Source organism: Azotobacter chroococcum (assembly GCF_004339665.1).
GTDB classification, from domain to species: Bacteria; Pseudomonadota; Gammaproteobacteria; order Pseudomonadales; family Pseudomonadaceae; genus Azotobacter; species Azotobacter chroococcum.
The window spans coordinates 148931-173896 of sequence record NZ_SMMU01000006.1 but is presented as its reverse complement, the minus strand read 5'-3'; the positions used below and the strand labels follow the sequence as shown (position 1 = coordinate 173896).

The following is a 24966-nucleotide window of genomic DNA, read 5'->3' as shown; positions in this document are numbered from 1 at the left end:
ATGCTCTTTGAAATGCTCTCTAAAACGCTTACAGAGACTTTCCCGGCCACGATAGCTTTTCGATAGAAAATTTCCCTCGGCAGGCGCCTGCAATTATCTGCCAAGAGAGATTCCGTAAGACTGTTCACTACTTGTTAACTGGACAAATTGGCGATTCAGAAGGCCGACAACCCATGAAAACATTGGAGTTAAGCCAATAGTGAAAGTTAACGAATGCTTCGGTTTTGTTAAGTGCTAAACAGCCACTCAGCGAGACACCAATGAGAGTGATTCAGCCAAAGTGTAAGAGACAAGTGTAAAGAAAACGGGAAAACCATATCTCATGCTCTTCGTCCGGTTGCTCCAGAAAACTTTCCTTACACAAGCATGAACCATAGCTCCACCTACTAGCACAACTACAAGCCACCACCCCATTTATCTCGAATAGAGACAGTGGCAAACAAAGAGCATCGCGCCTAATGGCCAACCATGAACTCGCAGCTACAGACCATCAAGCCCTGCCAACCAGCTATCATATAACATCAGCGCAACCTATGAATGGCAAGCCTGTGCAAGGAGACCAAACATGCCTCAGATGACCCTGACCCTGTCGGATGAAATCAACGACTTCCTCAGCTCTTTCGCTAGGCGTAATGGAATTACAAAAGCAGAAGCCATGCGCCGAGCGCTTGCACTACTGGCGATAGCGGATCGGGAAAAGCAGAAGGGCTTATCCATAGGGCTCGTCCGAGAGAACGAAGAACACGAACTGGCGGCCGTCGGGCGAGTGACTGGCATCTTTAACGAGCCGCGATAACCGCTCTAATGACATGGATGTCTTGGAGATCTTCATTGAGATCTCCAAGACATCCATCAGCGCAAGCCTCAAGCTCACAATCGAATGCAACCACAGTAGAGCCACCAACTAGAAAGCCACTCCGGCAACCCCGCCAAGCAAATAACTAACTAATTAGAAGATGTAACCAAGAGCTCAAAAATCAGAAAAAAATATGAAGAAACATTATTTCAAAAAATAAAAATCAACACTAACCTCAAAACACACCAACCCCTACAAAACCACAAATACAAGAACAAGAGAGCAAGAAATGCCTAAAAAGAAAACAAATGAGCAAATAATAAAAGAATTTCACACCATCCATGGAGACCGCTACGACTACAGCCTCCTTGAGTACCAGGGAGCACGATTTAAAGTAAAAATAATTTGCCCGAAACACGGTATTTTCACGACTCTCCCGGGACACCACCTCAAAGGAACGGGCTGCAAAAAATGTTATTTCGAGCCCCAGAAAACATCGAAAGCTGAGTTCATCAAACGCGCTCAAGCCTGTTTCGAAGATCGCTATGACTACAGCGCTATAGACGAGCTACCGGCATCAGGGGAAAAAGTCCTGATCAAGTGCAGAGAGCATGAGATCTGGTTTAACCAAGCCTGGCGCAACCATATCCGGGGGCATCTTGGATGTCCAAAATGCAAGTCGCTCAAACTTTCAGGACCACTAGATCTCCGAGGCAGCATCAGCTCTGCGAGAGAGCTAACAGAAGCATTTATAACTAACGCCAAGGCAACTCACGGAAACGATTATGACTACAGCGAATTCACTTACGTGACAGCTAGCCAGCCAGGAAAGATCATTTGCCCCTCCCATGGCGATTTCTGGCAGGCACCGTCCAACCACTTGCGAGGAACAAAATGCCCGCGGTGCTCAAAAATCATCACGCACAAAAGATCACTCAAGGAAAAGTGCAGATCGCTCGACATAAACTACTGGCGCACCCTTAAAAGACGAGAAGCCGGCCTCTCGGAAGAAAAAATACTTAGCGACGGCCATATACGCAACACTAGAGAGATCAACCTAATTACAGTATTTGGAAAAATATACCCCAACCTAGAAGAGGCAGCACGCCAGCTGAAACCACCAGCCAGCACAATGACAATCAGTCGCTGGATTAATAAAGGCATAAGCCCAGATGAGGCATTCACAAAGAGGCCAAACCTAGGAGGCCTTGAGGGAGTTGTATACTTGGTTACACACAAAGAGACCGGAAGACAATATGTTGGCATTACGATTCAAAGCTTTGAAATGCGCTGGAAGGGACATGTAGAAAGCGCTGCAAAAGACAGCATAAAATCAGAGCACTCACTACATGCAGCCATCCGTAAATTTGGCCAAGACGCGTTCACAATAGAGGTAATCGACCACGGCTCCATGAATCATGACCTAGAAATAAAAGAGCGCTCATGGATAAAAAAATTTAACACTCTCGTCCCTAACGGATTCAATATCTCGCCAGGAGGCACCTCAGGCGGATCAACACCAAAACCAATCACTGTCGACGATATAAAATTCAAAAGCAGACGACTAGCAGCTGAATACATATCAGGAACTAGGAAAATCTCTATTGATGCCGCCAAATACCGACTTAGAAAAAACAGGATAGATATCAAGAAGCCTGTCAACTCCGAAAAGCACAAAACTCATAAAAACACCCAACGTTGAGACTAAGCATCTACTGAATGCCCCAACAGCACTGATCATTTGGCGCCTCTTGAATCTGGAAATGAGGCCGAAAGCACATCTTAAAGAGAGTAAACAACCATCCCACACCATGTTCAGTTACCGGATAGGCACAGAATCTAGGAAACACTCGATAGCGTCGCCAACATGCTCAATAAAATATCAAGCCCCGTAAGCAACACCACTGGACAAAATAGAATCCGCCCGGAATTTTCCCAAAAAATCAAATAAATAGAGCTTGAAGAGGCCTATATGGGCGGGCACGTTGGTTGTTGCCAAACAAAAACAGCATCCTCAGCCCCATGCAGACCATCCAATTCTTGCACGATGCCTTCACCTAGGTACTCCCCACGATCCATCGAAGTCCTGATGGCCGCGGTGGCCGCCCTGCTGCAAGGCCGCGCTGGGGCGCTTCCTGCCCGGCTCTGCCTATCCCAAGCATGCGATCAAGCGAATCGACCGCCTGCTCGGCAATCGGCAGTTACAGGCCGAGCGGGGGTTGATCTACTGGGCCATGCTCCGCGCCCTGCTGGGGTCACTCAAGCATCCAAGCATCCGTCGATCCTGGTGGACTGGTCGCCGATCGATGCCGCCGGCAAGCTGTTCCTGCTGCGCGCCGCGATCCGGCTGGCCGGACGCTCGCTGCCGGTCTGTGAAGTCGTCCATCCGCGCGAGGGCTGCCCGCGTTGTCAGAAACGTCTGCTCGAGATCTTGGCGACGATGTTGCCGGTAGGCTGCACGCCCACCCCGGTCACCGATGCCGGCTTCCGGCGGCCCTAGTTCCAAGCCGTCAAGGCTCGGTTCTGTCGACGAACAAGCCTTTAGCCTCAAGCGCTGCACTCAGGGAAGCAAATTCGGACACCCACGGATAGCCTGGCGGGAGCAAGAGCTCCTTGTAGTGAAGAATCGGCGGATGGAGGCAGCCTGAAGCTCCGGCAGGATACAGCACCGTCAATCTCAACCAGCCGGCCCACCATCCTCCAGCCGGACGACGCTCCACCTGCCAATCCGCGGCCTTGGCGGTAGCGGAGACTTTGGCCTGCAAATCGTCGGTAAGCAGCGGTAGGGCCGCTCGATGCAGGTACACCGAGCGACCGACCCGTTTTCCGAGCCGGCGGGTCCTCTCCATACAACCTCCTCCATAGCGCGACCACAGCGCCGACGATGACATAGCCCTCTGCGGTAGCGTGACTCCCTTGGAGGGCATCCACTTACGTCACAGGCGCATCAGCTGCCATCTAGCCACCGCGCTGGGCTATCGAGCGGCACAGAGTGGCATCAAGACCTGTTTCATCACGGCGGCCGACCCGATGCTACAACTGGGAGCCGCCCAACGGCAGGGGCGACTGAAGGCCTATCTTAACCGCACCATCCTGGCGCCGCGCCTACTGGTGATCGACGAGATTGGCCACCTGCCGTTCGGGCGCGAGGAGGCCAACCTATTTTTCCAAGTGGTCGCCAAGCGCTACGAGAAGAGCTCGATGATCCTGACCTCGAGCCTGCCGTTCAGCCAGTGGGCCGATACCTTCAGCGGCGATGCCACGCTGACGGCGGCCATGCTGGATCGGCTCCTGCACCATGCCTACATTCTCACCCTGACCGGAGAAAGCTACCGACTCAAGGATAAACGAAAGGCGGGCGTGATCCGCCAAACCGTAAACCCGAGTGATTCAGATGGATCATTATTACTTCGGCAAATGAGGGCCAAGGTGGGTCAGTTTTCAGTCGGTGTTGACACACCGAGCAGAGCGACATAGAAATTATGAGCTATTTCAGACTACCAGTTGAGGCTCTAACAGCTCTCCTCCTATCTCAGCAAGCCGGCTGTCCCTCCTGTCATATGCGTCAACCCTCTCGAACATGACCCTGAAGACAACCGCAGCAATCCGGGATGCAAGCAGAGGGGGCACTGCATTGCCAACCTGGTGAAATTGCTCTGTCCTGTTACCTTGGAAGAAGTAGTTATCCGGGAAGGTCTGAAGACGGGCAGCCTCACGGACGGTCAGACTACGGCATTGGCAGGGGTCGTAATGGATGAAGTAATGCCCATCCTTTGAAATGTGGCTGGTGATCGTCGTGGCTGGCATCCCCTGCATCTGCACCCTGAAACGATCACTGAACTTTCCGCTCTTCCAATTCTTATGATCGGGAGCAAGACCTTCCAAGGCAAACTCCTTGTGCCCCTTGGGCGAAGTTTCGTGCGCCTGTGCGTAGACGGCGGCATACAGATAGCGGCGAAGATCCGAAGGCATATGCCCCCGTGCTTCATGGTTCAGCCAGTAATCCAGATTCTCATCCAGATACCAGTCATCCAGCTGCTCGATACCTGTGGTGCCATCTTCCTTTCCAGCGGCTCTTTTCACTCGCCGCCCCCCCGGACTTTTGGGGGCCCCAAAGTGGCTCCACAGTTTGTTCAGCTCTGCCCACATGCCCGCATTCACAGGATCAATCTCGTTACAGAGATACTCGAGCTGCGCCCGCACTACAGTGCTCCAGCCATCTTGGCTGTCAGCCATTTTCGTCAGCGTGCTGCGCAGCTTCGGCAGGCCACTAAGGACCTGACCGACAGACACCCTTGACGCCTCCTTGCGCAAGGTGATCAGGTTCGCCGAGGCAGGGAGACTGTCCGTAGCAATACCCAGCAGAATGACACGGTGTCTTGCCTGAGGAATGCCGTAGTCCTCGGCCTTGAGGATGAATGTCTTGGGGTCGATCTTGTCCACGTCGTCACCCGGGCCGAACGATGCGCCGGTTGCGAGCGAGTAGATGCGGTACTGCTTGCCACTCCCCCCTTTGTGAAGGGCCTGATGCGGATCAGAAAGATCTCTCAGAATGTTGGAGAAAATCCGCTGGTCATTGACCTTCGCGGAAAGAATGCCCTTCACGTTCTCCATCACGAAGACTGTGGGCTGCCGCTCCCGGATGATCCGGAGGTATTCCTTGTAGAGGAAATGTCGATGATCGTCCTCGGCCTTGTAGTCGGCCTTTGCCTGATTGCGGGCACGACCGACTATCGAATAGGCCTGACAGGGCGGACCACCGATCAGCACCCATGGGCGATTGCCGTCCAACCTCTCATCCAGAGCCTTGTCCAGGATGTCGTTGCCCAGATCACTACCCAGGGTTATGCACTTGGCTTCCTCGGCAGCCTCCTCCCAGAGCGGCAGGGTAATCGCCGAGGGGGTGAAGCCTCCGGTCGCTGACGGGCTGTTGCAGTAGCTGTAGTACTCGAACAGCCGATCAGGCATCTTCTTCCTGAGCAGCCGATAGAAGGCTCTCAGCCGCAAGGTTTCCCATGCCTTGGGATCCATTTCGGCTGAAACGATGATCTCGAAGCTCTTGCCACCTCCGGCCGACGAAAAGCCCTCTCCCAGGCCTCCGGGACCAGCGAAGAGATCCACCACTTGGATCGGCTCATCGAGCGCTCTTGCTGGCTCCAGCGGCGTATCCTCTGGAAGGGCTAAGGTCATCTGGTCTTGATTCATGGACATCGTCAGTAAGGAAGTCAGGTCTCGCATGATGGCGGGCATCCGCGGCAGCGACACCTCACCGGAAATGAGAGTGCGGCGTCTGCTACATCGGCACGGCTTCAGGTATCGCCTCCACCAGAAGGGGCTACCGGGCAAGCCGGATCTGGTGCTTGCCCGTTACAGGCTCTGCATTTTCGTTCACGGCTGCTTCTGGCACAGACATCCCGGCTGCCGTTACGCCACGACGCCTCGCACGCGTGAAAGCTTCTGGCAGGAGAAGTTCGCTCAGAACGTCGCAAGGGATGCCCGTAATCGCGCCCTGCTCCTCGATCAGGGATGGAGGGTGTTCGAGCTCTGGGAGTGCGGAATCCGACGGCCGGAATCAGACATGTTCTGGGTCCTCGAGGCAGTCCGCAATTGTAATGAAAAACATCTCAGCTGGCCCGACCTATCGAGCCTCTGATCCCCAAGGCAGGGCAGTCACCCGAAGGAACAACCTGCCCCTGCCTACCAACGCCCTCGGGGCGGAACTCGGTCAAGTCAGTTCCAAACGAGCCTCAGGCACGTCAACCGCGGGTGCCGAGAACGGACGAGCGAACATCGCCGCCTTGCACTCTGGACGCTTTGCCCACTCCGAGATCATCTTCCCGTTCGCTGTCTCATGCAGTCGGTCATTGACCTCACGAGCCCAGATCCTGACCTGCTCCAGAAACTGCGGAGAGACGCCCTGTCGGTTCCAGACCCTTTCAAGGTCAAAGGCACCCTTGTAGGACTCTGCGACTACCGCAACTGTGTATGCGGCAACGTTCGCAAGGAACGCCGAGACGAGCGGCCGAGCTGTCTTGTGAACAGCCTTGAAGATGATGGCCTTGGCGACCAGAGCTTTGAAGAAAGACGGATCCAGCACAACTGGCGAACCGTCTGCCTCGGAGTCCGCCAACGAAGTCATGAACCTGTCGAAGCACTTCTGGGTCCCGAGGCTTACAACATCGGGCTTGACCTCCCAGGCCATGAGATACTTCGCGAGATCCGTTTTCGTGATCTTCCGGGAGACAGGTACCGACTCCTTCAAGGCTCGCAGCTTCGCCGCAGTAGTCCCCTCCCGGGCTAGAAGGGTGTTGTAGCTACCAGCGGCCCGCTCGTAGAACCATCGCCCAGTCCCATCGGGGCAGTAGACCGTGAGCGAAAGGCGCTCGACGTCGACATGGAAAGGTTTGTTGGCCGAAAGGTCGGACTGCCGTACTGCATTCTGGCTGTTGGCATAGCGCGAGATATCAGAAACGAGAGCCTCCTCCTTGGCAGGATCCTCCTCCTTCAGCACGATGATTTTGGCCGGCACGCGAACCTTGGCAAGGTCCGTCTCACCATATTTTTTCTTCGCGAAATAGATGGACGCTGTCGTCTGGCCACCATTCACGATCTGCATGCCCTGCAGCCAGGCAATTCCCGGAGCGCCATCGCTGGTCCGGTCGAGCTTCATGTCATCGGCCACGAGCACGATGCCGTTGTTGTAGGCCATGAACCTCTCCGGGGCAGTCCGGAGGGTGTTCTGGATACCGGCGTTGACGCCCTTGGACTTCACGCTCAGGAAGGAGCGGACGTTGGCCTCCAGCAGACGAGGACCGAATTTTTCATAGATGAACCGCAGAGCCTCGCCCGGGATGGCAGTCAAGGCGTAATCATAGTCACCGGTCTCGCCTGGCACGAAGACGCATGGCAGCGGCGATCCGGAAACCTCGTTGAAGTCCACAACGAGTTCGTCGCGCGGCTTGCCCTCTGAACGGTGTCGGTACAGGCGCTCGATGTCCATGACCTCAAGCTTCACGGACTTGCCACCGACCTCCCGACTCTTGAAGCTCTTGGACTTGGCGACTCCATCCGTGAGCACAAAGATACGGACCTGTTCCAGCTCGTCGTAGATGCCCTGAATTGTCAGGGCGAGAGAATGCTCGTCACTCGAAGGGTCGAGTTTTCCTACGAGGCGCCCCGATGCACAGTACTCGAGAAAGCGGATGCACTGAGAAGCGGCTGTCTTGGTGTCCTGATCGGGTACCGGAGTCAGGACTTCAACCCCCTCATACAGACTGACAAACAGATCCAGCTGATCGGCATCCTCGGACATGGCGTAGCCACTGAGGCGCAAATTGGCATTACCGACCTTCCTGTCGAAATGACAGACTACCGGCTCGAAGGTCATCCCGGCCTCGACCAGATGCTGCATCACCACTTCACAGAACTCGAGCTCGGCAAAGGGGGATCCGTCACTCATCTGGGCCGCGACCTCGGCCCGTGTGTCGGCAAAAAATTCTTCCAGGGTCATTGCAATATTCCAAGAGCTCGAAGAGCAGCGGGAAGGTCCGAAAGGAAATCCTTCGCGCGATCCAGATCTATTTCATAAATGGCACGGGAAACCCCATTGGGCACAGACCCTGTCGTCAATCTCGGAAAGCCTCCGGTGATCCTGTATACACGGACCTCTTTGAGCTCAAAGGTCCGTGTATACGCCGGAGCGTGCGACTCTACGTAACCGGCGGTCAGCAGCCTCTCCCTGATGAAGGCGACCGCAGCAGGGGCATCGACCAGTTGGTGCTCGATGCCGGAGATGATCTCAGGAAGTGTCGATCCCTCAGCCCCCCGGGAGAACCGGACTGCTGCCAGGAAGAGTGGCGAGGCTGTTGCGTCGTCAAGCTGCTCGAGGGAGCCGATCTTCACAGGAAAACCAGAGGTGGACAGCGTAGCCTTCACCTCGATCGCCCCATTCCCGAGAACAAAGTCCTGCGGGGCATCATCCGGCCCGAGCCAGCCTTCCAGAACAGTTTCCGTCGAAACACCGGCTTGGAACAGGAATGACATGAACGTCAGCTCACCAGCGAGACCCAACTCTGCCTCTGGCCCAAGAGGCTGTGTACCGCGAGACATGAACTGTTGCCACATCCGCACCCTGCGGAGCATGGTCTTGAGAGCGCGTTCCTCGCCATTCTGAACCTCAGCGTCCATCGCTCCAGCTACGTCACCGACCATCTCTGCAAACAACTCGGGGCTGCCGGACTCCTTGCGAGACAATGCAATCCACGTTTTCCCGTCCCCGTTCGGATCAGCCCTGACGACCTCGAAGCCCTTGCCCTCAGGCAGGCGCTCCGACGGAGCAAGCCGAGCGCTTGGGAAGCAAGCCAGCAGTGCCTCTTCATTGCCTGGAAATCTGCGCGCAGCGAGTAGCTCGCACGAACCAGCTGGCGCCACGGGAATACCACGCCACCCTCCCACACAGTCACTGCCGGAGAGTGCCTCCCACGCTGCGACAAACTCGTCAATCTGCCGGGCCATACTCATTCTCCCAAAGCAGATGGTCTACTTCGTACTTGACCGTCGTAATCGATCGACTGGCTGGGAAACTAGCCCCAAAGGCCACAACTGGCGGGCCATCCTCCGGCAACCCGGCAGTCTTCGGATCGAGAGGATAAACGAGCAAGAGCCCCCGTTCGGGTGCGGCAGGAACACCCTCCGCACCGTAGCCTCGAACACGCCTCACTGCCGGCCCGCTGGGAGTCTTCGGCTGCTCCTTGCCAGCCTCATCGGTCTGCCGGGCAGGATCCTTGGTCCATGCCGAAATCGTAAGTTCCAGCGCGGCCCTCCAGGCATCCTCACCCAAGTCGATCGACTCGTCTCGAGGCGAAAGAAGCCTTCCGATTGAATAGTGCCCGCTTCCATCCTTGGGCTTTCGCGTAGCCATATTGTCGATCGAATACTTACCACAGAAAGAGTGGGGTTCTCCCTCACCTCCGCCCATCAGCACGACGGTCCATGAGGTCAGCTCGCCGTTGGTGACCATGGCCTTGATGAAGTCCATCAGCAGAGCACTGTTCACCTTGCGAGCCGCGGGGTGGGTCAGATATGCCCCGAAGAAGTCGATGACGTGGTCAGCCGGGACATCCTTCCAGAGGAATCCTTTCCAGTCCTGCGCCCCTTCGTCCCGCTTCCGCGTAATCGTGCCGGCCTCGGCAGGCACGCCTGCTGCCTCAAATAGATGCTCTGCTGCCGCGAGATTCTTGGCGAGAATTCCCGGGTCGCGATGAAAGGCGACAGTTTCGAGTACCTCACCACTGAACGAGAGCTGGAGACTCTTGGCACTGCGCATCTTCAACGGGGAGGTGACCATCAGAACCGGATGGGACTGAACCTTCATGCCATATTCACGCGGCGTAGCACGAGTGGCCACCATCGTGTCGAACTCTTGGCGCAACTCTTCGGCAGCATCGGCAATGTGTCCGAACCACTCGACGAGATCAGGCGTCGTGTAGAGTCGGCAGAGGTCTACATAGCCAGGGCGATAGCCGAACCACCGTCCCATCTGCATAAGGGTGTCATACATCTTCGTCGTTCTGACGAAGTAACTGACGCAGAGGCCTTCAAGGGTCAGCCCCCGAGCAAGCTTGTCGCCACCGACTGCGATGACCTTCAGACCAGTCTCCTCCCTCTCGGCATAGTCGAGAACGTCTCCTGCTGTACCGTTGATGGCCCTGACACTCAAGTCGCCGAAGACTTCGGGCAAAACGGCTACCACATCCTCCCAGTCAGGGAGGTCGCAGTCAGCTTCCAAATCTTTCAGAGCGTGGCCGATAGCCGCTGAGGTTGGAACGAAGTCATCCAACCAGAGACGCTTCCACTCTGCCAGCAACTCATCTCTCTCGAATCCTCGTTCTATGCGCTGCCGGAATCGTTTCACGAGAGCATCGACCTGACGCCGTACCTCCTCCTGGACAGCCGTGTAGCGCGTCACATGGATGAGCATCGAGGAATGACTTCGCCCCTGCCCACGCAGAATCCTGACAGCGCAGGCGAGGACAAATGCTCCTACAGCGTTGCGCAGAGAAGGCGGGACCTCATCCAGTCCATCGTGAAGAGGTACATGATCCTTGGGGTGTTTAGGCGGCATCCAGCCGCCGCTACCCTCCTCATCAAGGTGATCGTCCACCTCCCTCGAGAGAGGGAGACCACCTATCCTGCCCTCTGGTGAGCGCAGACCAAACACACGGGCGGGCCCGACATAGTTCGACGGTGCAGAAAGATTGACGATGAAGGATTGCGGGAAGAGGTCCGGCCCCTCTTCCTTGGTCTCATTGCGCCGATGGATGAAGATATTGGCAAACGGCGTAGCCGTGTAGCCGACGTATGCCTTTTTGGCAAACGAGTGCAGAATTTTTCGAATACGACTGTTGATTGCCTTCGGCTGATGATCGTCGTCGGGCGTCCCGTCAGGGTTAAAGAGCTGCTCTCCGGTATCGACCGAAGCGTGGTCAGCCTCATCGTCAATGAGCAATAGTGGCAGGTTGGTGACGATGGGGCGCCCGTCAGCATCCTTCGCGTCGGCGACTTGATTGCGTATCCACTTCAGGAGACGCTCGAGGACAGTCTTGTTCTTCTTGACCACGAAGAGCCAAGGCCTCTGCTCCGGAGTGATGGCGTAATGCCTCGCGACCCGAGTATTGAAATCCCCATTGTCGGAGCGATTTGTCGCGCAGTTCGGACGGATTTCCGCATCCCTGCCGTTTTCACCTACACCGATGAATCGGACCACATCATTGCGAACAGAGGTCTCGTATCCCAGAAATCCCTCTTCGAGGCGAATCTGGGTCTGGGATCGCAGATTGTTGTGAAGCCCGGCAAGAACGATGATGATCTTGTAGCCAGCATCAGCCGCCTTGCAGATCAACCCGGTGTAGTTACCCGTCTTACCCGACTGAACGTGCCCCACCACAAGACCGCGCCGATCCCAGCGCCCCTCGCGCACAGGGTCCTCAAGCAACTCGAGGATCTGGTTGGTGGACTCGTCCAGAGCCTCCACAGCTTTCAGGGACATCTTGCGCTCAAGAAAGTCCCGGTAACGCTGCCAATAACGCCAATCCCTTCTTCGGGCTGCGGTAAGCCAGTCCTTGTGTCCCTCTTGGTCGGCCAGGGTCGAGGCGTTTCCGATCCAAAGGCTGAACCGCCGGATCAACTCAGCCACCGCCGCTCTCCTGTCGATCTCCACCCCCTGAACCATGGCCCCGGCGACGAAGTCGACCTGTTCCGCAATGAGGGCTGGCGTCACCATACCCTTTTCCATGGCATCCGCCAGAAAGGTCTGGGCAACGCTCACAACGCGTTGAAACACCTTGCTCTGTTCTTCCGTCACTTCAAGGTTCCTTCTTTGCTCCTGTCCACCCCGGGCAAGGAGGCGACCAGAGCCGGATAGTTATGAAACGGATCAGTGCACGACAGGGCTCGGACTGCGGCTTCGGAACTCATACCTCGCCGTCCGGTCATGTCGCGATAAAGAGTAAGGAGAACCGTGCGGACACCTTCCGGGGACTCCTCCGGCTCTCCAGAGAAGCCGGTCTTCGGGGTTTCCTTGTTCTCTGCCGTATCCAGCCATATCCGCTGGACCGGAACAGTCTCCTCGACGACTCTCAGCATTGCTCGGACGAGGTCAGTACGGCCTCCAATTGCCTCGAGTACCGCGGCCACGGCCGGATGCCCCTCATCGATACGGTAACGTATGCCATCCCTGAGCCGTTCGACACGCCAGGCCTCCTCGACCTGGACACCGCCGGGGCCGGGCGCCGGAGCCCCACGAAAGGCGAAGACTCTTCTAGCCCTTTCCCTCGTGTCCTCGGCAAGCTTCGTGAGCCATGGACGCACCGATACCGGAGGGCGAGCAGTCGATTTCTTTACATCGATCTTCCAATCGGCATCGGAGGTATTCGGTATGTCGAGCCGGATTCGAGCAAGCCGATGCGACTCCTCGCGGTTCCACGCTCGCCCCTGGCCAAGACCCAGCCATCCGCCTGCAAGCAGCAAACGGCGGTTCCGGTAGACATAGAAGCCTTGCTGTGATGTCCACCCTTCAGGACCTCCCGCCTTCTGGAAGTCATCTGCGGACAGTCGATCCTTGTGCGGAAGAACATGACACTGGGCCTCGACCGCACCAGAGAGCGTGAGGATCCGGGCGACAGGCGACTGCCACGGCTTCGCGGGATGCCCCATCATGAAAGGATCCCAGGGGTTTACAGACTTTCCATTGATGAAAAGCCGAAAGGCCGGATTCGGGCCTTCCAGAAGCCGATGGAAGATCATCGCCAGTTGCATCTCCACGTCGTCCACAAGATCGGCGAAATGGTCGATGTCGTAGCCAGGTGTCACGATGCGGTCCAGCCGCTCCCAGAGGACAATGGTTCCGGATCGGAGACCTCCGATCGACTCGATAAAGGGTTCAGATCCGTCGGCGGGTCCCTCGAACATGCGCCAGCCGTCATCCGGCGAGGCAGCGATGGCATCCAGATCCCATCGCAGGCAGGCAAGGGGAGCATCCATCTTCTTCGCTGCGACCGTGAGACGACGACACTGCGAAAAAGAGGCAGTCTTCAACCCCATTCCGAAACGTCCTAGATCAGTCGGGGCCCGTTCGTCGAGCGGATTTTTTGCACCAAGCGTCATGGCAGTTTCGAGCTCGGCGTCATTCATGCCACGACCGTCGTCCTGGACGGAAATTCGACTGGAGTATCCATCCCAGTCGAACCGCACATGGACCTCAGAGGCCCCGGCAGACACACTGTTGTCGATCACGTCTGCCAAAGCGGCGGCGGTCGAGTATCCGAGCCCGCGCAGAGCCTCCAGCATTGCACCAGCTCGCGGCGGTGCGAGTCTCGCTCTCTGGGTCATCATGTCGATCCCTGTGAAATAACTGGAGCCGGTGGATGTCATCTTTCCAGCGAAGCAGCTGGCAGAACCTGCGGTGCAGGCGATGATGTGGCCATGGTCTTCTGGGCAGATACACCATCCATAAACGACTCCACATCCCCCATCATCCTGCGAGAGAGCTTGCCGAGGGCTTTCGACTCGATCTGACGAATCCGCTCACGGGTAACATCGAAACGAAGCCCAACCTCCTCAAGGGTCATTGCATCTTCCCCTCTCAGTCCGAAGCGAAGGGATATGACCTTGGCAGCGCGCTCGTCGAGTTCGCCGACCATCCCAGCCAGGGTCCTCCGCAGGGATTCAGCCTCCATAACGGCGGCCGGGTCTGGCGATGTGGCATCAATCAGGAGGTCTCCCCGAGGGAGCCCTACCTCGGGATCTGGTTCTTCCAGAGATACTATGTCCTCGAGAGTACTCAGCAGGTGTCCGACTTTGGCAAGTGGAATCCCCGTTCGAAGGGAGATTTCATCCTTCGACTCCGGACGCCCTTCCCTGGCCTCGAATGCCTCGCGCTCGCGACGGATTTTCGAGGCCGCTTCATACATGTGAACGGGAACCCGAACCATTCTGGCCTTGTCGGCGATTGCTCGCGCGACTTGCTGGCGGATCCACCACATCGCGTAGGTGGAGAAGCGGAACCCCCTGCGCCAGTCGAAACGCTCGACGGCCTTCATCAATCCGATGTTGGCCTCCTGCACGAGATCATCCAGGGCCTCCGTGGACCACTGGTATTTCTTGGCCACTGAATAGGCAAGGCGCAGGTTGGAACAGATCATCCGTTCTCGAGCGGCGGCCTGACGGCGAACAGCCGAAGCGAACAGGATACCAGCCGGATCATCACCCGCCTTTGCCGCCAGCTCGAGCATGAACCCTCGGGAAAGTCCCGCGGTGGCTAGAGCAGCTCGAATATGTGCAACATCATCTCTGTCCAACGATCTCGCATGGGAAATAGCCGATACAAAGGCGGCCGCATCCCTGTCTAGCTCTACCTCGTCTACCTCGTCGAGCGAGGTATCCAATAAGCTGGCCTCGCTTTCTTCCGAAGGCTCGGCTCCAGAACTGAACGCCTCGACATCAGCCTCTCCACGGGCGATCCTCTCGGCAGCATCAAAAACGGCTGCAAAACCCTCCGGCCAACGTGAGAGAGCATCCAGTGCTTCAGTACCGCACTCCTCCATCTCCCGGCTCAGGGCGATTTCCTCTTCGGCCTCAAGCAGATCCCCCCTAAACTCCTTGAGGTTGAGATAGATACGCAGAGGGTCGTTCCACCCCGAGGCCAGATCCTCGGCGAACTCGAAAGCCTCGGCGATTTCGAGATTCTCCTCGGCCGTCGGCTCGCCAAGAAATGGCGGCTCGTCAATCTCCGGCACGCCATCGATAACGGCTCCGAGATCACCGATAACGAAGGTCAGCAGGCTCTCTGCCTCCTGATTGCGCGACTCATCCGTCTTCAGGCAAGCGTCGATCAGAGCAGACTCGGGTACCGAACCCTCACGCAGAGCCCGGAATAACAATCCGCGAACACCTCCTGCCTCTCCGTCGTCACGGATCAGCGGAAGGGCTCTGTCGGGAAGGAACAGATCTATGTCGTCCCAGTCCTCGTCGCCGTCGATCGCCTGGTGCCGCCCAATAGCCTCGTGGAGAACACGGGCCTCTTCGACAACTCTGTCGTCACCCCGCGGAGCAACCACCTCTGGCTCCGCCTCCCAGTCATCGAGGTCGTCAAGGTCTGCATCGTCCAGATCGGGAACACTCAAGGACTCGCTCAACCTGGCCGGAGTGCCAGCAGCAACATGAGGAGGCCTCTCGGCAATCTCGACCGCTGCCTCCTCAACCCTCTCGGGCTCCTGTGGTCTTGGTACGGGGTAAACTGTGGGGACAACCGACTGTTCGACAGACTCGATTTTCTCAACCACTGGCTCGCGCTTGTCGAACGAGATATCCGCAAAAGCCTCCGGTGAGGCTTCTGCCAAAGACTCCGCGAGTGACGGCAAGAAGGTGGTCTCCACGGAAGGTGGCTGCTCGACCGCATCCTCTACCGCAGCAGGTCGCAATGCTGTGAGGGCCTCACGCAGCAGAGCCGCACATCCATCACACCCAGCCTTCTCCGCATAGGCCAAGGCGGCCCTTCCTTCGGGGTCGAGTAGCGCCGGATTTGCCCCGGCAGCCAAGAGCAGCCGAACGATGCCAACCTTCTTTCGTCCAGCCGCCAGCATCAGGGGGGTTGCCCCCTTACCGTCTCTCGCGTCAAGGTCATCACCTCGGCGGATATGGTGCTTGACCGCAATCTCGACACCGGCAATCGTCGCCATACGGAGCAAGGGGCTTAGGGTGTTCACCGGACTACCCATGCTCCATTGCTACCGACAGAGAGACACACATCCATGGACTCTGGGGAGGCTGCCTTCAAGATTTACCCCAAGCAATCTTTTCATGTTGTCGGTCAACTCCATATGCCGCCCTACTCATCCGGATTAGCTATCAGCCGTCACACTGGCTTAAATAGCACTTCACCACCACAGATAAATCCTATTCCCCTCATGTGCGCCAGCCAATCTCAATTGGCAACCAATTGGCAACCAAAAACACTAAATTCCAGAAACAACAAAGGCCGGTGATTGCTCAACCGGCCTAAGTCATTGAATTTATTGGTCGGGACGGAGTGATTCGAACACTCGACCCCTTGCACCCCATGCAAGTGCGCTACCAGGCTGCGCTACGCCCCGACTACTTGCCCCGGCTTACCGGAGCGGGTCGAACTATATATTAAGCTTCTGAAAAGTGGAAGTTTTTTTTGCGGCTTCGGCTATTTGCGCAAAACCTGAAGGACGTCTTCCAGCTCGGCGATCGTCTGCCGGATCAATTGCCGGTATTGGGTCGTATCTTCCTTGGCTTCGTCGCCGGAGAGGCGCAGGCGCGCCCCACCGATGGTGAAGCCCTGCTCGTACAGCAGGGCGCGGATATGCCGGATCATCAGGACATCCTGACGCTGATAGTAGCGCCGGTTGCCCCGGCGCTTGACCGGATTGATCTGGGGAAATTCCTGCTCCCAGTAACGCAATACATGCGGTTTGACCGCACAAAGCTCGCTGACCTCGCCGATGGTGAAGTAACGCTTCCCCGGTATGGGAGGCAATTCGTCGTTATGGCTTGGTTCCAGCATAGGCTTCAACCCTGGCTTTCAGCTTCTGCCCTGGACGAAAGGTGACAACGCGCCGTGCCGTGATCGGGATTTCCTCCCCCGTCTTGGGGTTGCGGCCAGGCCGCTGGCGCTTGTCGCGCAGATCGAAATTGCCAAAGCCGGACAATTTGACCTGCTCGTTGTGCTCCAGTGCCTGACGGATTTCCTCGAAGAACAGCTCCACCAACTCCTTGGCTTCTCGTTTATTCAGGCCAAGCTCCTCGTAGAGACGTTCAGCCATCTCAGCTTTCGTCAGAGCCCCCATACGCTACTTCCTTAACGTCGCGTTGAACCTTTCTTCCAGCGAGGTGAGGATGTTCTGGGTTGTACTGTTCACCTCATCATCGTTAAGAGTGCGCGATGGATGTTGCCAGGTCAAGCCGACGGCCAGGCTTTTTCGTTGCGGATCAATGCCTTTACCCTGATAGACGTCAAACAGCCGAAGGTCGGCCAGGTATTCCCCCGCCGCCTCGCGAATGCTCTGCAGCACCGCTGCGGCCGGTGTTTCACGATCGACGATCAGGGCCAGATCGCGGCGCACCTCCGGGAAACGCGAAAGCTCGCGGAAAGCCGGCAGACGACCGGCGGCGATTTCCGCCAGGACCAGCTCGAACAGGAAGACCGGCTGATCCAGCCCTAGCGCCCTGCCCAGCTCGGGATGCAGGGCACCCAGGAAGCCGACCAGACGCCCCTCGCGCTCGATCCGTGCCGTCTGCCCTGGATGTAGCGCGGGATGCTCGCCACTGACGAAGCGGTATTCGTCGGCAGCGCCGGCGGCGGCAAGCAGAGCCTCCACATCCGCCTTGGCGTCGTAGAAGTCCACCGCATCCCGGCCATGGCTCCAGCTCTCCGGCAGGCGGCTGCCGGTGATGGCGCCAGCCAGCACGGGCTCCTGCTTGAGGTTGTCCAGCTGACCGACGAAACGCAGGCCGCTCTCGAACAGGCGCACACGGGACTGCTGGCGGTTCAGGTTGTACTGCAACGCATTGGCCAGTCCCGGCCAGAGCGAGGCCCGCATGGCAGCCATGTCCGCGGAGATCGGATTGGCCAGGGTCAGCGGCTCGACGCCCGGAGTGAAGAGCTCGAACAGCTTGGGATCGATGAAGCTGTAGGTGATCGCCTCCTGGTAACCGCGCGCGACCAGCAGACGGCGCAGCACCGGCAGTTCGCCGCGAGCTTCGGCACGCGCCTGCGGGGCCAGGCGTGCCTGCGGATAGCGGACCGGCAGGTTGTTGTAGCCATGCAGGCGGCCGAGCTCCTCGATCAGATCCACTTCGAGGCTGATATCGAAACGATGGCTGGGCACCTCGACCTGCCACTGGCCGGCCGCAGCCGAGCTGACCGTCAGCCCCAGCGCGACCAGCAGGCGCTCGACTTCAACAGCCTCCATGCGCAGGCCGAGCATCTGCTCGATGCGCTCGGCGCGCAGGGTGATCGGTGCCACCTGCGGCAGGCTCGCCGGATCGGTTACCTCGACGATGGGACCGGGCTCTCCGCCGACGACCTCCAGCAGCAGCGCGGTGGCACGCTCCATGGCTTCGCGGGCCAGCTGCCAGTCGACGCCACGTTCGAAGCGGTGCGAGGCGTCGGTGTGCAGACCGTAGGAACGGGCCTTGCCAGCGATGGCAATGGTGTCGAAGAAGGCGCTTTCGAGGAACAGATCGCGGGTACCAGCGGCAACGCCGCTGTGTTCGCCGCCCATCACGCCGGCGATGGCCAAGGCGCGCTCGTGGTCGGCGATCACCAGGGTATCGGCGCGCAGGCTGACTTCCTGGCCGTCGAGCAAGACCAGTTTCTCGCCCCCCTCGGCCATGCGCACGCGGATGCCGCCACGGACCTCGGCGAGATCGAAGGCATGCATCGGCTGGCCCAGTTCGAGCATCACGTAGTTGGTGACGTCGACCGCCGGGTCGATGGCGCGGATATCGGAGCGGCGCAGGCGTTCGACCATCCACTGCGGGGTCGGCCGCGACAGGTCGACGTTGCGCACCACGCGGCCGAGATAGCGCGGGCAGGCCTGGGGCGCCAGCACCTCGACCGGGCGCACTTCGTCATGTAGCGGCGGCACGCCGGCGATCAACGGACGAGTGACCGGAGCGCCGTAGAGGGCGCCTACCTCGCGGGCCAGGCCGGCCAGGGACAGGCAATCGCCACGGTTGGGGGTCAGGTCCACCTCGATGCTGGCATCGTCCAGGTTGAGACAGGTGCGAATGTCCTGCCCCACCGGAGCATCGGCCGGCAGTTCCAGCAGGCCGTCGTTCTCCTCGCTGACCTTGAGCTCGGCTGCCGAGCAGAGCATGCCGAAGGATTCCACGCCACGCAGCTTGGCCTTCTTGATCTTGAAGTCGTCACCGAGCACGGCACCGAGCATGGCAAAGGGGATCCTGATGCCCGGACGGGCGTTGGGCGCACCACAGACCACCTGGAAGGTTTCGCTGCCGTTGCTCACCTGACAGACGCGCAGCTTGTCGGCGTCCGGGTGCGGCTCGGTGGCAAGGATCTCGCCCACCACTACGCCGGAAAAAGCGCCGGCCACCGGCGTGACGCTGTCGACCTCAAGACCAGCCATGGACAGGCGGGCCACCAGTTCGTCGCGGGACACCTGCGGGTTGACCCAGTCCCGCAGCCATTGTTCGCTGAATTTCATCCTGTTCTCCCAAAGAATTCGGTTACGGTTGCGGCCCTAGCGGAATTGCGCGAGGAAGCGCAGATCGTTGTCGAAGAACAGGCGCAGGTCGTTGACGCCATAACGCAACATGGCCAGGCGCTCGATCCCCATGCCGAAGGCGAAGCCCTGGTACTTCTCCGGATCGATGCCGGACATGCGCAGCACGTTGGGGTGCACCATGCCGCAGCCCATCACCTCCAGCCAGCCGGTGTGCTTGCACACCCGGCAACCGTGGCCGCCGCACATCACGCACTGCATGTCGACCTCGGCCGAGGGTTCGGTGAAGGGGAAGAACGAGGGGCGGAAACGCACGCCCAGCGGCTTCTCGAAGAACACCCGGAGAAACTCCTCGATGGTGCCCTTGAGGTCGGCGAAGCTGACGTTTTCGTCGATCAGCAGGCCTTCGAGCTGGTGGAACATCGGCGAGTGGGTGATATCCGAGTCGCAGCGGTAAACGCGGCCCGGGCAGACGATGCGGATCGGCGGCTGGCGGCTTTCCATAGTGCGCACCTGGACCGGCGAGGTGTGGGTACGCAGCAGCATGTTGGCATTGAAGTAGAAAGTATCATGCATCGCCCGCGCCGGATGGTGGCCGGGGATGTTGAGGGCCTCGAAGTTGTGGTAGTCGTCCTCGACTTCCGGGCCCTCGGCGACGCTGTAGCCGATATGGGTGAAGAACTGCTCGACGCGCTCGAGGGTACGGGTCACTGGATGCAGGCCGCCGGAAGCCTGGCCACGCCCCGGCAGGGTCACGTCAATGCGCTCGGCGGCCAGCCTGGCGGCCAGCGCGGCGGACTCGAGGTCGGCCTTGCGCGCATTGAGGGCCTCCTGAACGCTGTTCTTGGCAGCATTGATCAGGGCACCGGCCTTCGGCCGCTCCTCGGCCGAGAGCTTGCCCAGGGTCTGCATCAGCTGGGTCAGCTCGCCCTTTTTGCCGAGGTAGTGGACCCGGAGCTGTTCCAGGGCGTTGACGTCTTCGCAATGTTGCACGGCCTCGAGCGCTTGCGAGACCAGTGCATCCAGGTTTTCCATGTACAACCTCCAGGGGGTCTTGCAGAACTGTCCTGGCGCCTGCTTCGACCTTGTCGCACTCGGCAGGAGGTCTGCCAGGAACGCAACGCTCGGTTTTGCAAAAACCCCTTCTCAGATACGAAATAGGGGAAGAGCACTGGGCTCTTCCCCTATCGGTGACGTTCGGCACCGGGCGAACCCGGTGATTGTCGGGGGGATCAAGCCAGAACGGCTTTGGCCTTCTCGACAATCGCGGCGAACGCCGCTTTCTCGCTCACTGCCAGATCGGACAGAACCTTGCGGTCGATCTCGATGGCTGCCTTCTTCAGGCCGGCGATCAGGCGGCTGTAGGACAGACCGTTCTGGCGGGCACCGGCGTTGATACGAGCGATCCACAGGGCGCGGAACTGACGCTTGCGCTGACGGCGGTCACGGTAGGCGTACTGGCCAGCCTTGATCACCGCCTGCTTGGCGACGCGGAACACGCGCGAGCGTGCGCCGTAGTAGCCCTTGGCGAGTTTCAGGATTTTCTTGTGACGACGACGGGCGATGACGCCACGCTTAACACGAGCCATGAATAGTTACCTTCTGGAATCTTGACCGGGATTAACGAACGCGCAGCATGCGCTCGACTTTAGCGACGTCGGACGGATGCATCAGCGAGGTGCCGCGCAGCTGACGCTTACGCTTGGTCGTCATCTTGGTCAGGATGTGGCTCTTGAAAGCGTGCTTGTGCTTGAAGCCGTTCGCAGTCGGCTTGAAGCGCTTCTTGGCGCCGCTCTTGGTTTTCATCTTTGGCATGTTCGGATACTCCGCATTGAGTGATTACGCATAACCGCAAGGCCTGCCAGTGCCCTGGTGGGTTATTTTTTCTTTTTGGGGGCGATGACCATGATCAGCTGGCGTCCTTCCATCTTCGGATGCTGTTCGACGGCGCCATATTCGACGAGGTCGGTTTCGACCCGCTTCAACAGCTCCATGCCCAGCTCCTGGTGAGCCATCTCGCGGCCGCGGAATCGCAGGGATACCTTGGCCTTGTCCCCCTCGCTAAGGAAACGTACCAGGTTGCGTAGTTTTACCTGGTAATCCCCTTCTTCCGTCCCTGGTCGGAACTTGATTTCCTTGATCTGGACCTGCTTCTGGTTCTTTTTCGCCGCCGCGACCTGCTTCTTCTTCTCGAACAGGTGCTTGCCGTAGTCCATGATCCGGCACACGGGCGGTACCGCGTCAGCGGAAATCTCGACCAGATCCAGCTTGGCCTCTTCCGCTACGCGAAGCGCTTCATCAATCGAGACGATGCCAATCTGCTCGCCGTCCACTCCAATTAACCGAACCTCGCGTGCCGAGATATTCTCGTTGATCGGGGCTTTCGGTTGAGCTTTTCTATCTTGTCTCATTTCACGCTTAATAATGATTACTCCAATTCTTGGCGACCACGCCGGGCTACCGCCTGCGCCAGCATCTCGCGGAACTGTTCGACGGGCATCGTGCCCAGATCGACCCCTTCGCGGGTGCGCACAGCTACGGCTCGCGTCTCAACCTCCCGATCTCCGATCACCAAGAGATAGGGAACCTTGAGCAAAGTATGCTCGCGAATTTTAAAACCGATTTTTTCGTTTCTCAAGTCGGACTTGGCACGGAAACCGCTCTGATTGAGCATCCGCTCGACTTCAAGCGCGAACTCGCCCTGCTTGTCGGTGATATTCATGATCACCGCCTGGGTCGGCGCCAGCCAGGCCGGGAAAGCGCCTTCGTAGTGCTCGATCAGGATGCCGATGAAACGCTCGAAGGAACCCAGGATCGCCCGGTGCAGCATCACCGGATGCTGACGGTCGTTGTTCTCGCTGACGTACTCGGCGCCGAGACGGACCGGCAGGTTGAAGTCCAGCTGCAGGGTGCCGCACTGCCAGACACGCCCCAGGCAGTCCTTCAGGGAAAACTCGATCTTCGGCCCGTAGAAGGCGCCTTCGCCCGGCTGCAGATCATAGGGCAGACCGGCAGTCTCCAGGGCCGCGGCCAGCGCGCCCTCGGCACGATCCCACAGATCGTCGGAGCCGACGCGCTTTTCCGGACGAGTGGACAGCTTCAGCTGGATATCCTGGAAGCCAAAGTCGGCATAGACCTGCTGGGTCAGCTTGATGAAGGCGGCGGACTCGGCCTGCATCTGCTCTTCGGTGCAGAAGATGTGCGCATCGTCCTGGGTGAAGCCGCGCACGCGCATGATGCCATGCAGCGCGCCGGACGGCTCATTGCGGTGACAGGCGCCGAACTCGGCCAGACGCAGCGGCAGCTCGCGGTAGCTCTTCAGCCCCTGGTTGTACACCTGCACATGGCACGGGCAGTTCATCGGCTTGATCGCGTAGTCGCGGCTTTCCGATTCGGTGGTGAACATGTTCTCGGCATAGTTCGCCCAGTGCCCGGACTTTTCCCAGAGCACGCGATCGACCACCTGCGGCGTCTTGATCTCCAGATAGCCGTTCTCCCGCTGCACGCCGCGCATGTACTGCTCGAGCACCTGGTAGACGGTCCAGCCATTGGGATGCCAGAAGACCATGCCCGGCGCTTCTTCCTGGGTGTGGAACAGGTCGAGGCGCTTGCCGAGCTTGCGGTGATCGCGCTTCTCCGCTTCCTCGATGCGCTGGATGTAGGCGGCCAGCTGCTTCTTGTCCGCCCAGGCGGTGCCATAGACGCGCTGCAGCTGCTCATTCCTGGCATCCCCGCGCCAGTAGGCGCCGGACAGCTTGGTCAGCTTGAAGGCCTTGAGGAAGCGGGTGTTCGGCACGTGCGGACCGCGGCACATGTCGACATATTCCTCGTGGTAGTACAAGCCCATCGCCTGCTCGTCGGGCATGTCGTCGACCAGGCGCAGCTTGTAGTCCTCGCCCCGGGACCTGAACACCTCGATCACCTGCTCGCGCGGGGTCATCTTCTTGACGACGTCGTAGTCCTTGTCGATCAGCTCGCGCATGCGCTGTTCGATGGCCGCCATGTCCTCCGGCGTGAAGGGGCGCTCATAGGCGATGTCGTAGTAAAAGCCTTCCTCGATGACCGGACCGATCACCATCTTCGCCGTCGGATACAGTTGCTTGACCGCATGGCCGACCAGGTGCGCACAGGAGTGGCGAATGATCTCGACCCCCTCCTCGTCTTTCGGCGTGATGATCTGCAGGGTCGCGTCGCGCTCGATCAGGTCGCAGGCATCGACCAGCCTGCCGTCGACCTTGCCGGCCACGGTGGCCTTGGCCAGGCCGGCACCGATGGACTGGGCGACCTCGGCGACCGACACCGAATGATCGAACGTACGCTGACTGCCGTCGGGAAGAGTAATGATGGGCATGGCGCCTCCTCTCCTAGTGGTGACCCCTACCAAAGGCCACATGGGTTGGGATGAGCCAGTAAAGCGGTCCGCCGGATATGCCTGCCGCACGGAGGCAGGAGCCCAAAGGGCCGATCCGGACGAAGCGGAGTCACTGGAGGTAAAAATGCGGGATGCTTTCAGAAAGCTGCGCCACTGACAAGCATCCTTGACAGGCATAACAGGGCTCTAACCAACACCCCACTCTTTCAAGGTGATTGTGGGTCGCTCTTAATCTATTGAGCCAAAAGGGAAAACAGGCCGAATCGCTTACCCTTGGACGCGCGCATTCTAGCACGAAACATCAATAAATTGACGCGGTACTTTCCAGCAGAAAGCACCACAACGACCTACAGGTCGAGTGATGTTGCCCAACAGCCGCGAACACGGGCTTAAGCACTCATCCGAGCCACAACACCGACCACAGCCACTGCAATCATGACTTCGGCCATTGCTCCGACGGCAACTGGAGTGACAGGAACAGCGGATGCCACTCATCAATCGACAGCGGAGCGAGCAGCTCCGACAGCCTGAGCCAACAACCCCTGCCAATGTCCAGCACCAACAAAAGCGGAATAAAACAAAAATTTAAGAAATTTTTTTCTTAAAAAAGAAAATAAAAGTGAAAAATGTTATATTTAAAACAACATTTTTCTGCGCTGGCAGGTTATCATGTTCCAGCCGTCGGCGGATCGGCATGCCAGCAGCGTTAGCTGACTTACCTTTAGTAGGGGCTGTCAAGGCGCGCTGCAGGTTCGAGTAATTCGCAAGCCTAGGGTTCTTCCATATCCCCTATACGGGCTGTATCTGCGCAGCCGGCGACAGAGCAGATGACAGGCCGGAAAGACGGCCATTATTCCCGCGCTTGGTGGGCGCCCGGTATCGGGCAAGATTTGCAACATCCGTCGGCAGATCGGCATGCCGACAGCGTCAGCCGGCACACCCAAGATGGCGGCCACGCCGGAGCTCTCGGCTCCAGCAAGGCGCGCAGTTGGTTCGAGTAATCTGCAAGCCGAGGCTGATTCACCTAC

The 24966-nt window shown here is 58.4% G+C and carries 18 protein-coding genes, 1 tRNA gene and 2 pseudogenes; 5 read left to right on the top strand and 16 right to left on the bottom strand.

Going from position 1 to position 24966, the window contains the following annotated elements:
* Positions 1 to 565 precede the first annotated feature (565 nt).
* From EV691_RS07980 to EV691_RS07970, 3 genes and pseudogenes are all read left to right on the top strand, one after another.
* Positions 566 to 796, top strand: a complete 231-nt coding sequence (locus EV691_RS07980) for a hypothetical protein (protein ID WP_131301702.1) — start codon at positions 566 to 568, stop codon at positions 794 to 796.
* 289 nt (positions 797 to 1085) lie between these two features.
* Entirely contained in the window at positions 1086 to 2498 is a 1413-nt protein-coding gene (locus EV691_RS07975; protein ID WP_131301704.1) for a GIY-YIG nuclease family protein, read from the top strand.
* A gap of 320 nt (positions 2499 to 2818) precedes the next feature.
* Positions 2819 to 3293: pseudogene (locus EV691_RS07970) on the top strand (IS4 family transposase); the annotation flags it as partial.
* Positions 3294 to 3306: 13 nt separating this feature from the next.
* Here EV691_RS07970 and EV691_RS07965 read toward each other — a convergent pair.
* Positions 3307 to 3645, bottom strand: coding sequence for a hypothetical protein (locus EV691_RS07965; protein WP_131301707.1), 339 nt, complete (start codon positions 3643 to 3645; stop codon positions 3307 to 3309).
* Positions 3646 to 3751: 106 nt separating this feature from the next.
* On the opposite strand from EV691_RS07965, the pseudogene EV691_RS07960 reads away from it, so the two are divergent.
* Positions 3752 to 4180 (top strand): annotated as a pseudogene (locus tag EV691_RS07960) (ATP-binding protein); the annotation flags it as partial.
* 108 nt (positions 4181 to 4288) lie between these two features.
* Here EV691_RS07960 and EV691_RS07955 read toward each other — a convergent pair.
* Positions 4289 to 6001, bottom strand: coding sequence for a DNA cytosine methyltransferase (locus EV691_RS07955; RefSeq protein ID WP_341352494.1), 1713 nt, complete (start codon positions 5999 to 6001; stop codon positions 4289 to 4291).
* Here EV691_RS07955 and EV691_RS07950 point away from each other — a divergent pair.
* A complete protein-coding gene (locus EV691_RS07950) occupies positions 6000 to 6449 on the top strand; it encodes a very short patch repair endonuclease (RefSeq protein ID WP_131301709.1) in 450 nt (149 codons plus the stop codon). The genes EV691_RS07955 and EV691_RS07950 overlap by 2 nt on opposite strands.
* Positions 6450 to 6521: 72 nt before the next feature.
* On the opposite strand, the gene EV691_RS07945 is transcribed toward EV691_RS07950, so the two are convergent.
* The 14 genes from EV691_RS07945 to thrS form a co-directional block, all read right to left on the bottom strand.
* Positions 6522 to 8306 (bottom strand): AIPR family protein, encoded by a 1785-nt coding sequence (locus tag EV691_RS07945; RefSeq protein ID WP_131301712.1) that lies wholly within the window; start codon positions 8304 to 8306, stop codon positions 6522 to 6524.
* Positions 8303 to 9310 (bottom strand): PD-(D/E)XK motif protein, encoded by a 1008-nt coding sequence (locus tag EV691_RS07940; RefSeq protein ID WP_131301715.1) that lies wholly within the window; start codon positions 9308 to 9310, stop codon positions 8303 to 8305. The genes EV691_RS07945 and EV691_RS07940 overlap by 4 nt, the downstream gene beginning before the upstream one ends.
* On the bottom strand, positions 9294 to 12158 hold the full coding sequence (locus EV691_RS07935) for a Z1 domain-containing protein (RefSeq protein ID WP_341352495.1): 2865 nt from the start codon (positions 12156 to 12158) through the stop codon (positions 9294 to 9296). Before EV691_RS07935 ends, EV691_RS07940 begins: the two co-directional genes overlap by 17 nt.
* Positions 12155 to 13642: an ATP-binding protein gene (locus tag EV691_RS07930; RefSeq protein ID WP_165496614.1), complete on the bottom strand. Its 1488-nt coding sequence runs from the start codon at positions 13640 to 13642 to the stop codon at positions 12155 to 12157. Before EV691_RS07930 ends, EV691_RS07935 begins: the two co-directional genes overlap by 4 nt.
* A gap of 80 nt (positions 13643 to 13722) precedes the next feature.
* Positions 13723 to 16059: a sigma-70 family RNA polymerase sigma factor gene (locus tag EV691_RS07925; protein ID WP_207390284.1), complete on the bottom strand. Its 2337-nt coding sequence runs from the start codon at positions 16057 to 16059 to the stop codon at positions 13723 to 13725.
* Positions 16060 to 16369: 310 nt separating this feature from the next.
* Positions 16370 to 16446, bottom strand: a tRNA-Pro gene (locus EV691_RS07920).
* Positions 16447 to 16526: 80 nt separating this feature from the next.
* Entirely contained in the window at positions 16527 to 16883 is a 357-nt protein-coding gene (locus EV691_RS07915) for a MerR family transcriptional regulator (protein ID WP_039804752.1), read from the bottom strand.
* The gene (gene ihfA / locus EV691_RS07910; RefSeq protein WP_011913482.1) at positions 16864 to 17166 is read right to left on the bottom strand and encodes an integration host factor subunit alpha; all 303 of its coding nucleotides are present in this window, start codon (positions 17164 to 17166) and stop codon (positions 16864 to 16866) included. The genes EV691_RS07915 and ihfA overlap by 20 nt, the downstream gene beginning before the upstream one ends.
* 3 nt (positions 17167 to 17169) lie before the next feature.
* Positions 17170 to 19548, bottom strand: coding sequence for a phenylalanine--tRNA ligase subunit beta (gene pheT, locus EV691_RS07905; protein ID WP_131301721.1), 2379 nt, complete (start codon positions 19546 to 19548; stop codon positions 17170 to 17172).
* 36 nt (positions 19549 to 19584) lie between these two features.
* Entirely contained in the window at positions 19585 to 20601 is a 1017-nt protein-coding gene (pheS, locus tag EV691_RS07900) for a phenylalanine--tRNA ligase subunit alpha (protein ID WP_089167863.1), read from the bottom strand.
* Between the two features lie 197 nt (positions 20602 to 20798).
* Entirely contained in the window at positions 20799 to 21155 is a 357-nt protein-coding gene (gene rplT / locus EV691_RS07895; RefSeq protein WP_039804763.1) for a 50S ribosomal protein L20, read from the bottom strand.
* A 31-nt stretch (positions 21156 to 21186) separates the two neighbouring features.
* A complete protein-coding gene (gene rpmI, locus EV691_RS07890; RefSeq protein WP_039804765.1) occupies positions 21187 to 21381 on the bottom strand; it encodes a 50S ribosomal protein L35 in 195 nt (64 codons plus the stop codon).
* A gap of 62 nt (positions 21382 to 21443) precedes the next feature.
* The gene (gene infC / locus EV691_RS07885; RefSeq protein WP_169531319.1) at positions 21444 to 21995 is read right to left on the bottom strand and encodes a translation initiation factor IF-3; all 552 of its coding nucleotides are present in this window, start codon (positions 21993 to 21995) and stop codon (positions 21444 to 21446) included.
* A complete protein-coding gene (gene thrS, locus EV691_RS07880; RefSeq protein WP_131254684.1) occupies positions 21995 to 23917 on the bottom strand; it encodes a threonine--tRNA ligase in 1923 nt (640 codons plus the stop codon). Before thrS ends, infC begins: the two co-directional genes overlap by 1 nt.
* Positions 23918 to 24966 lie beyond the last annotated feature (1049 nt).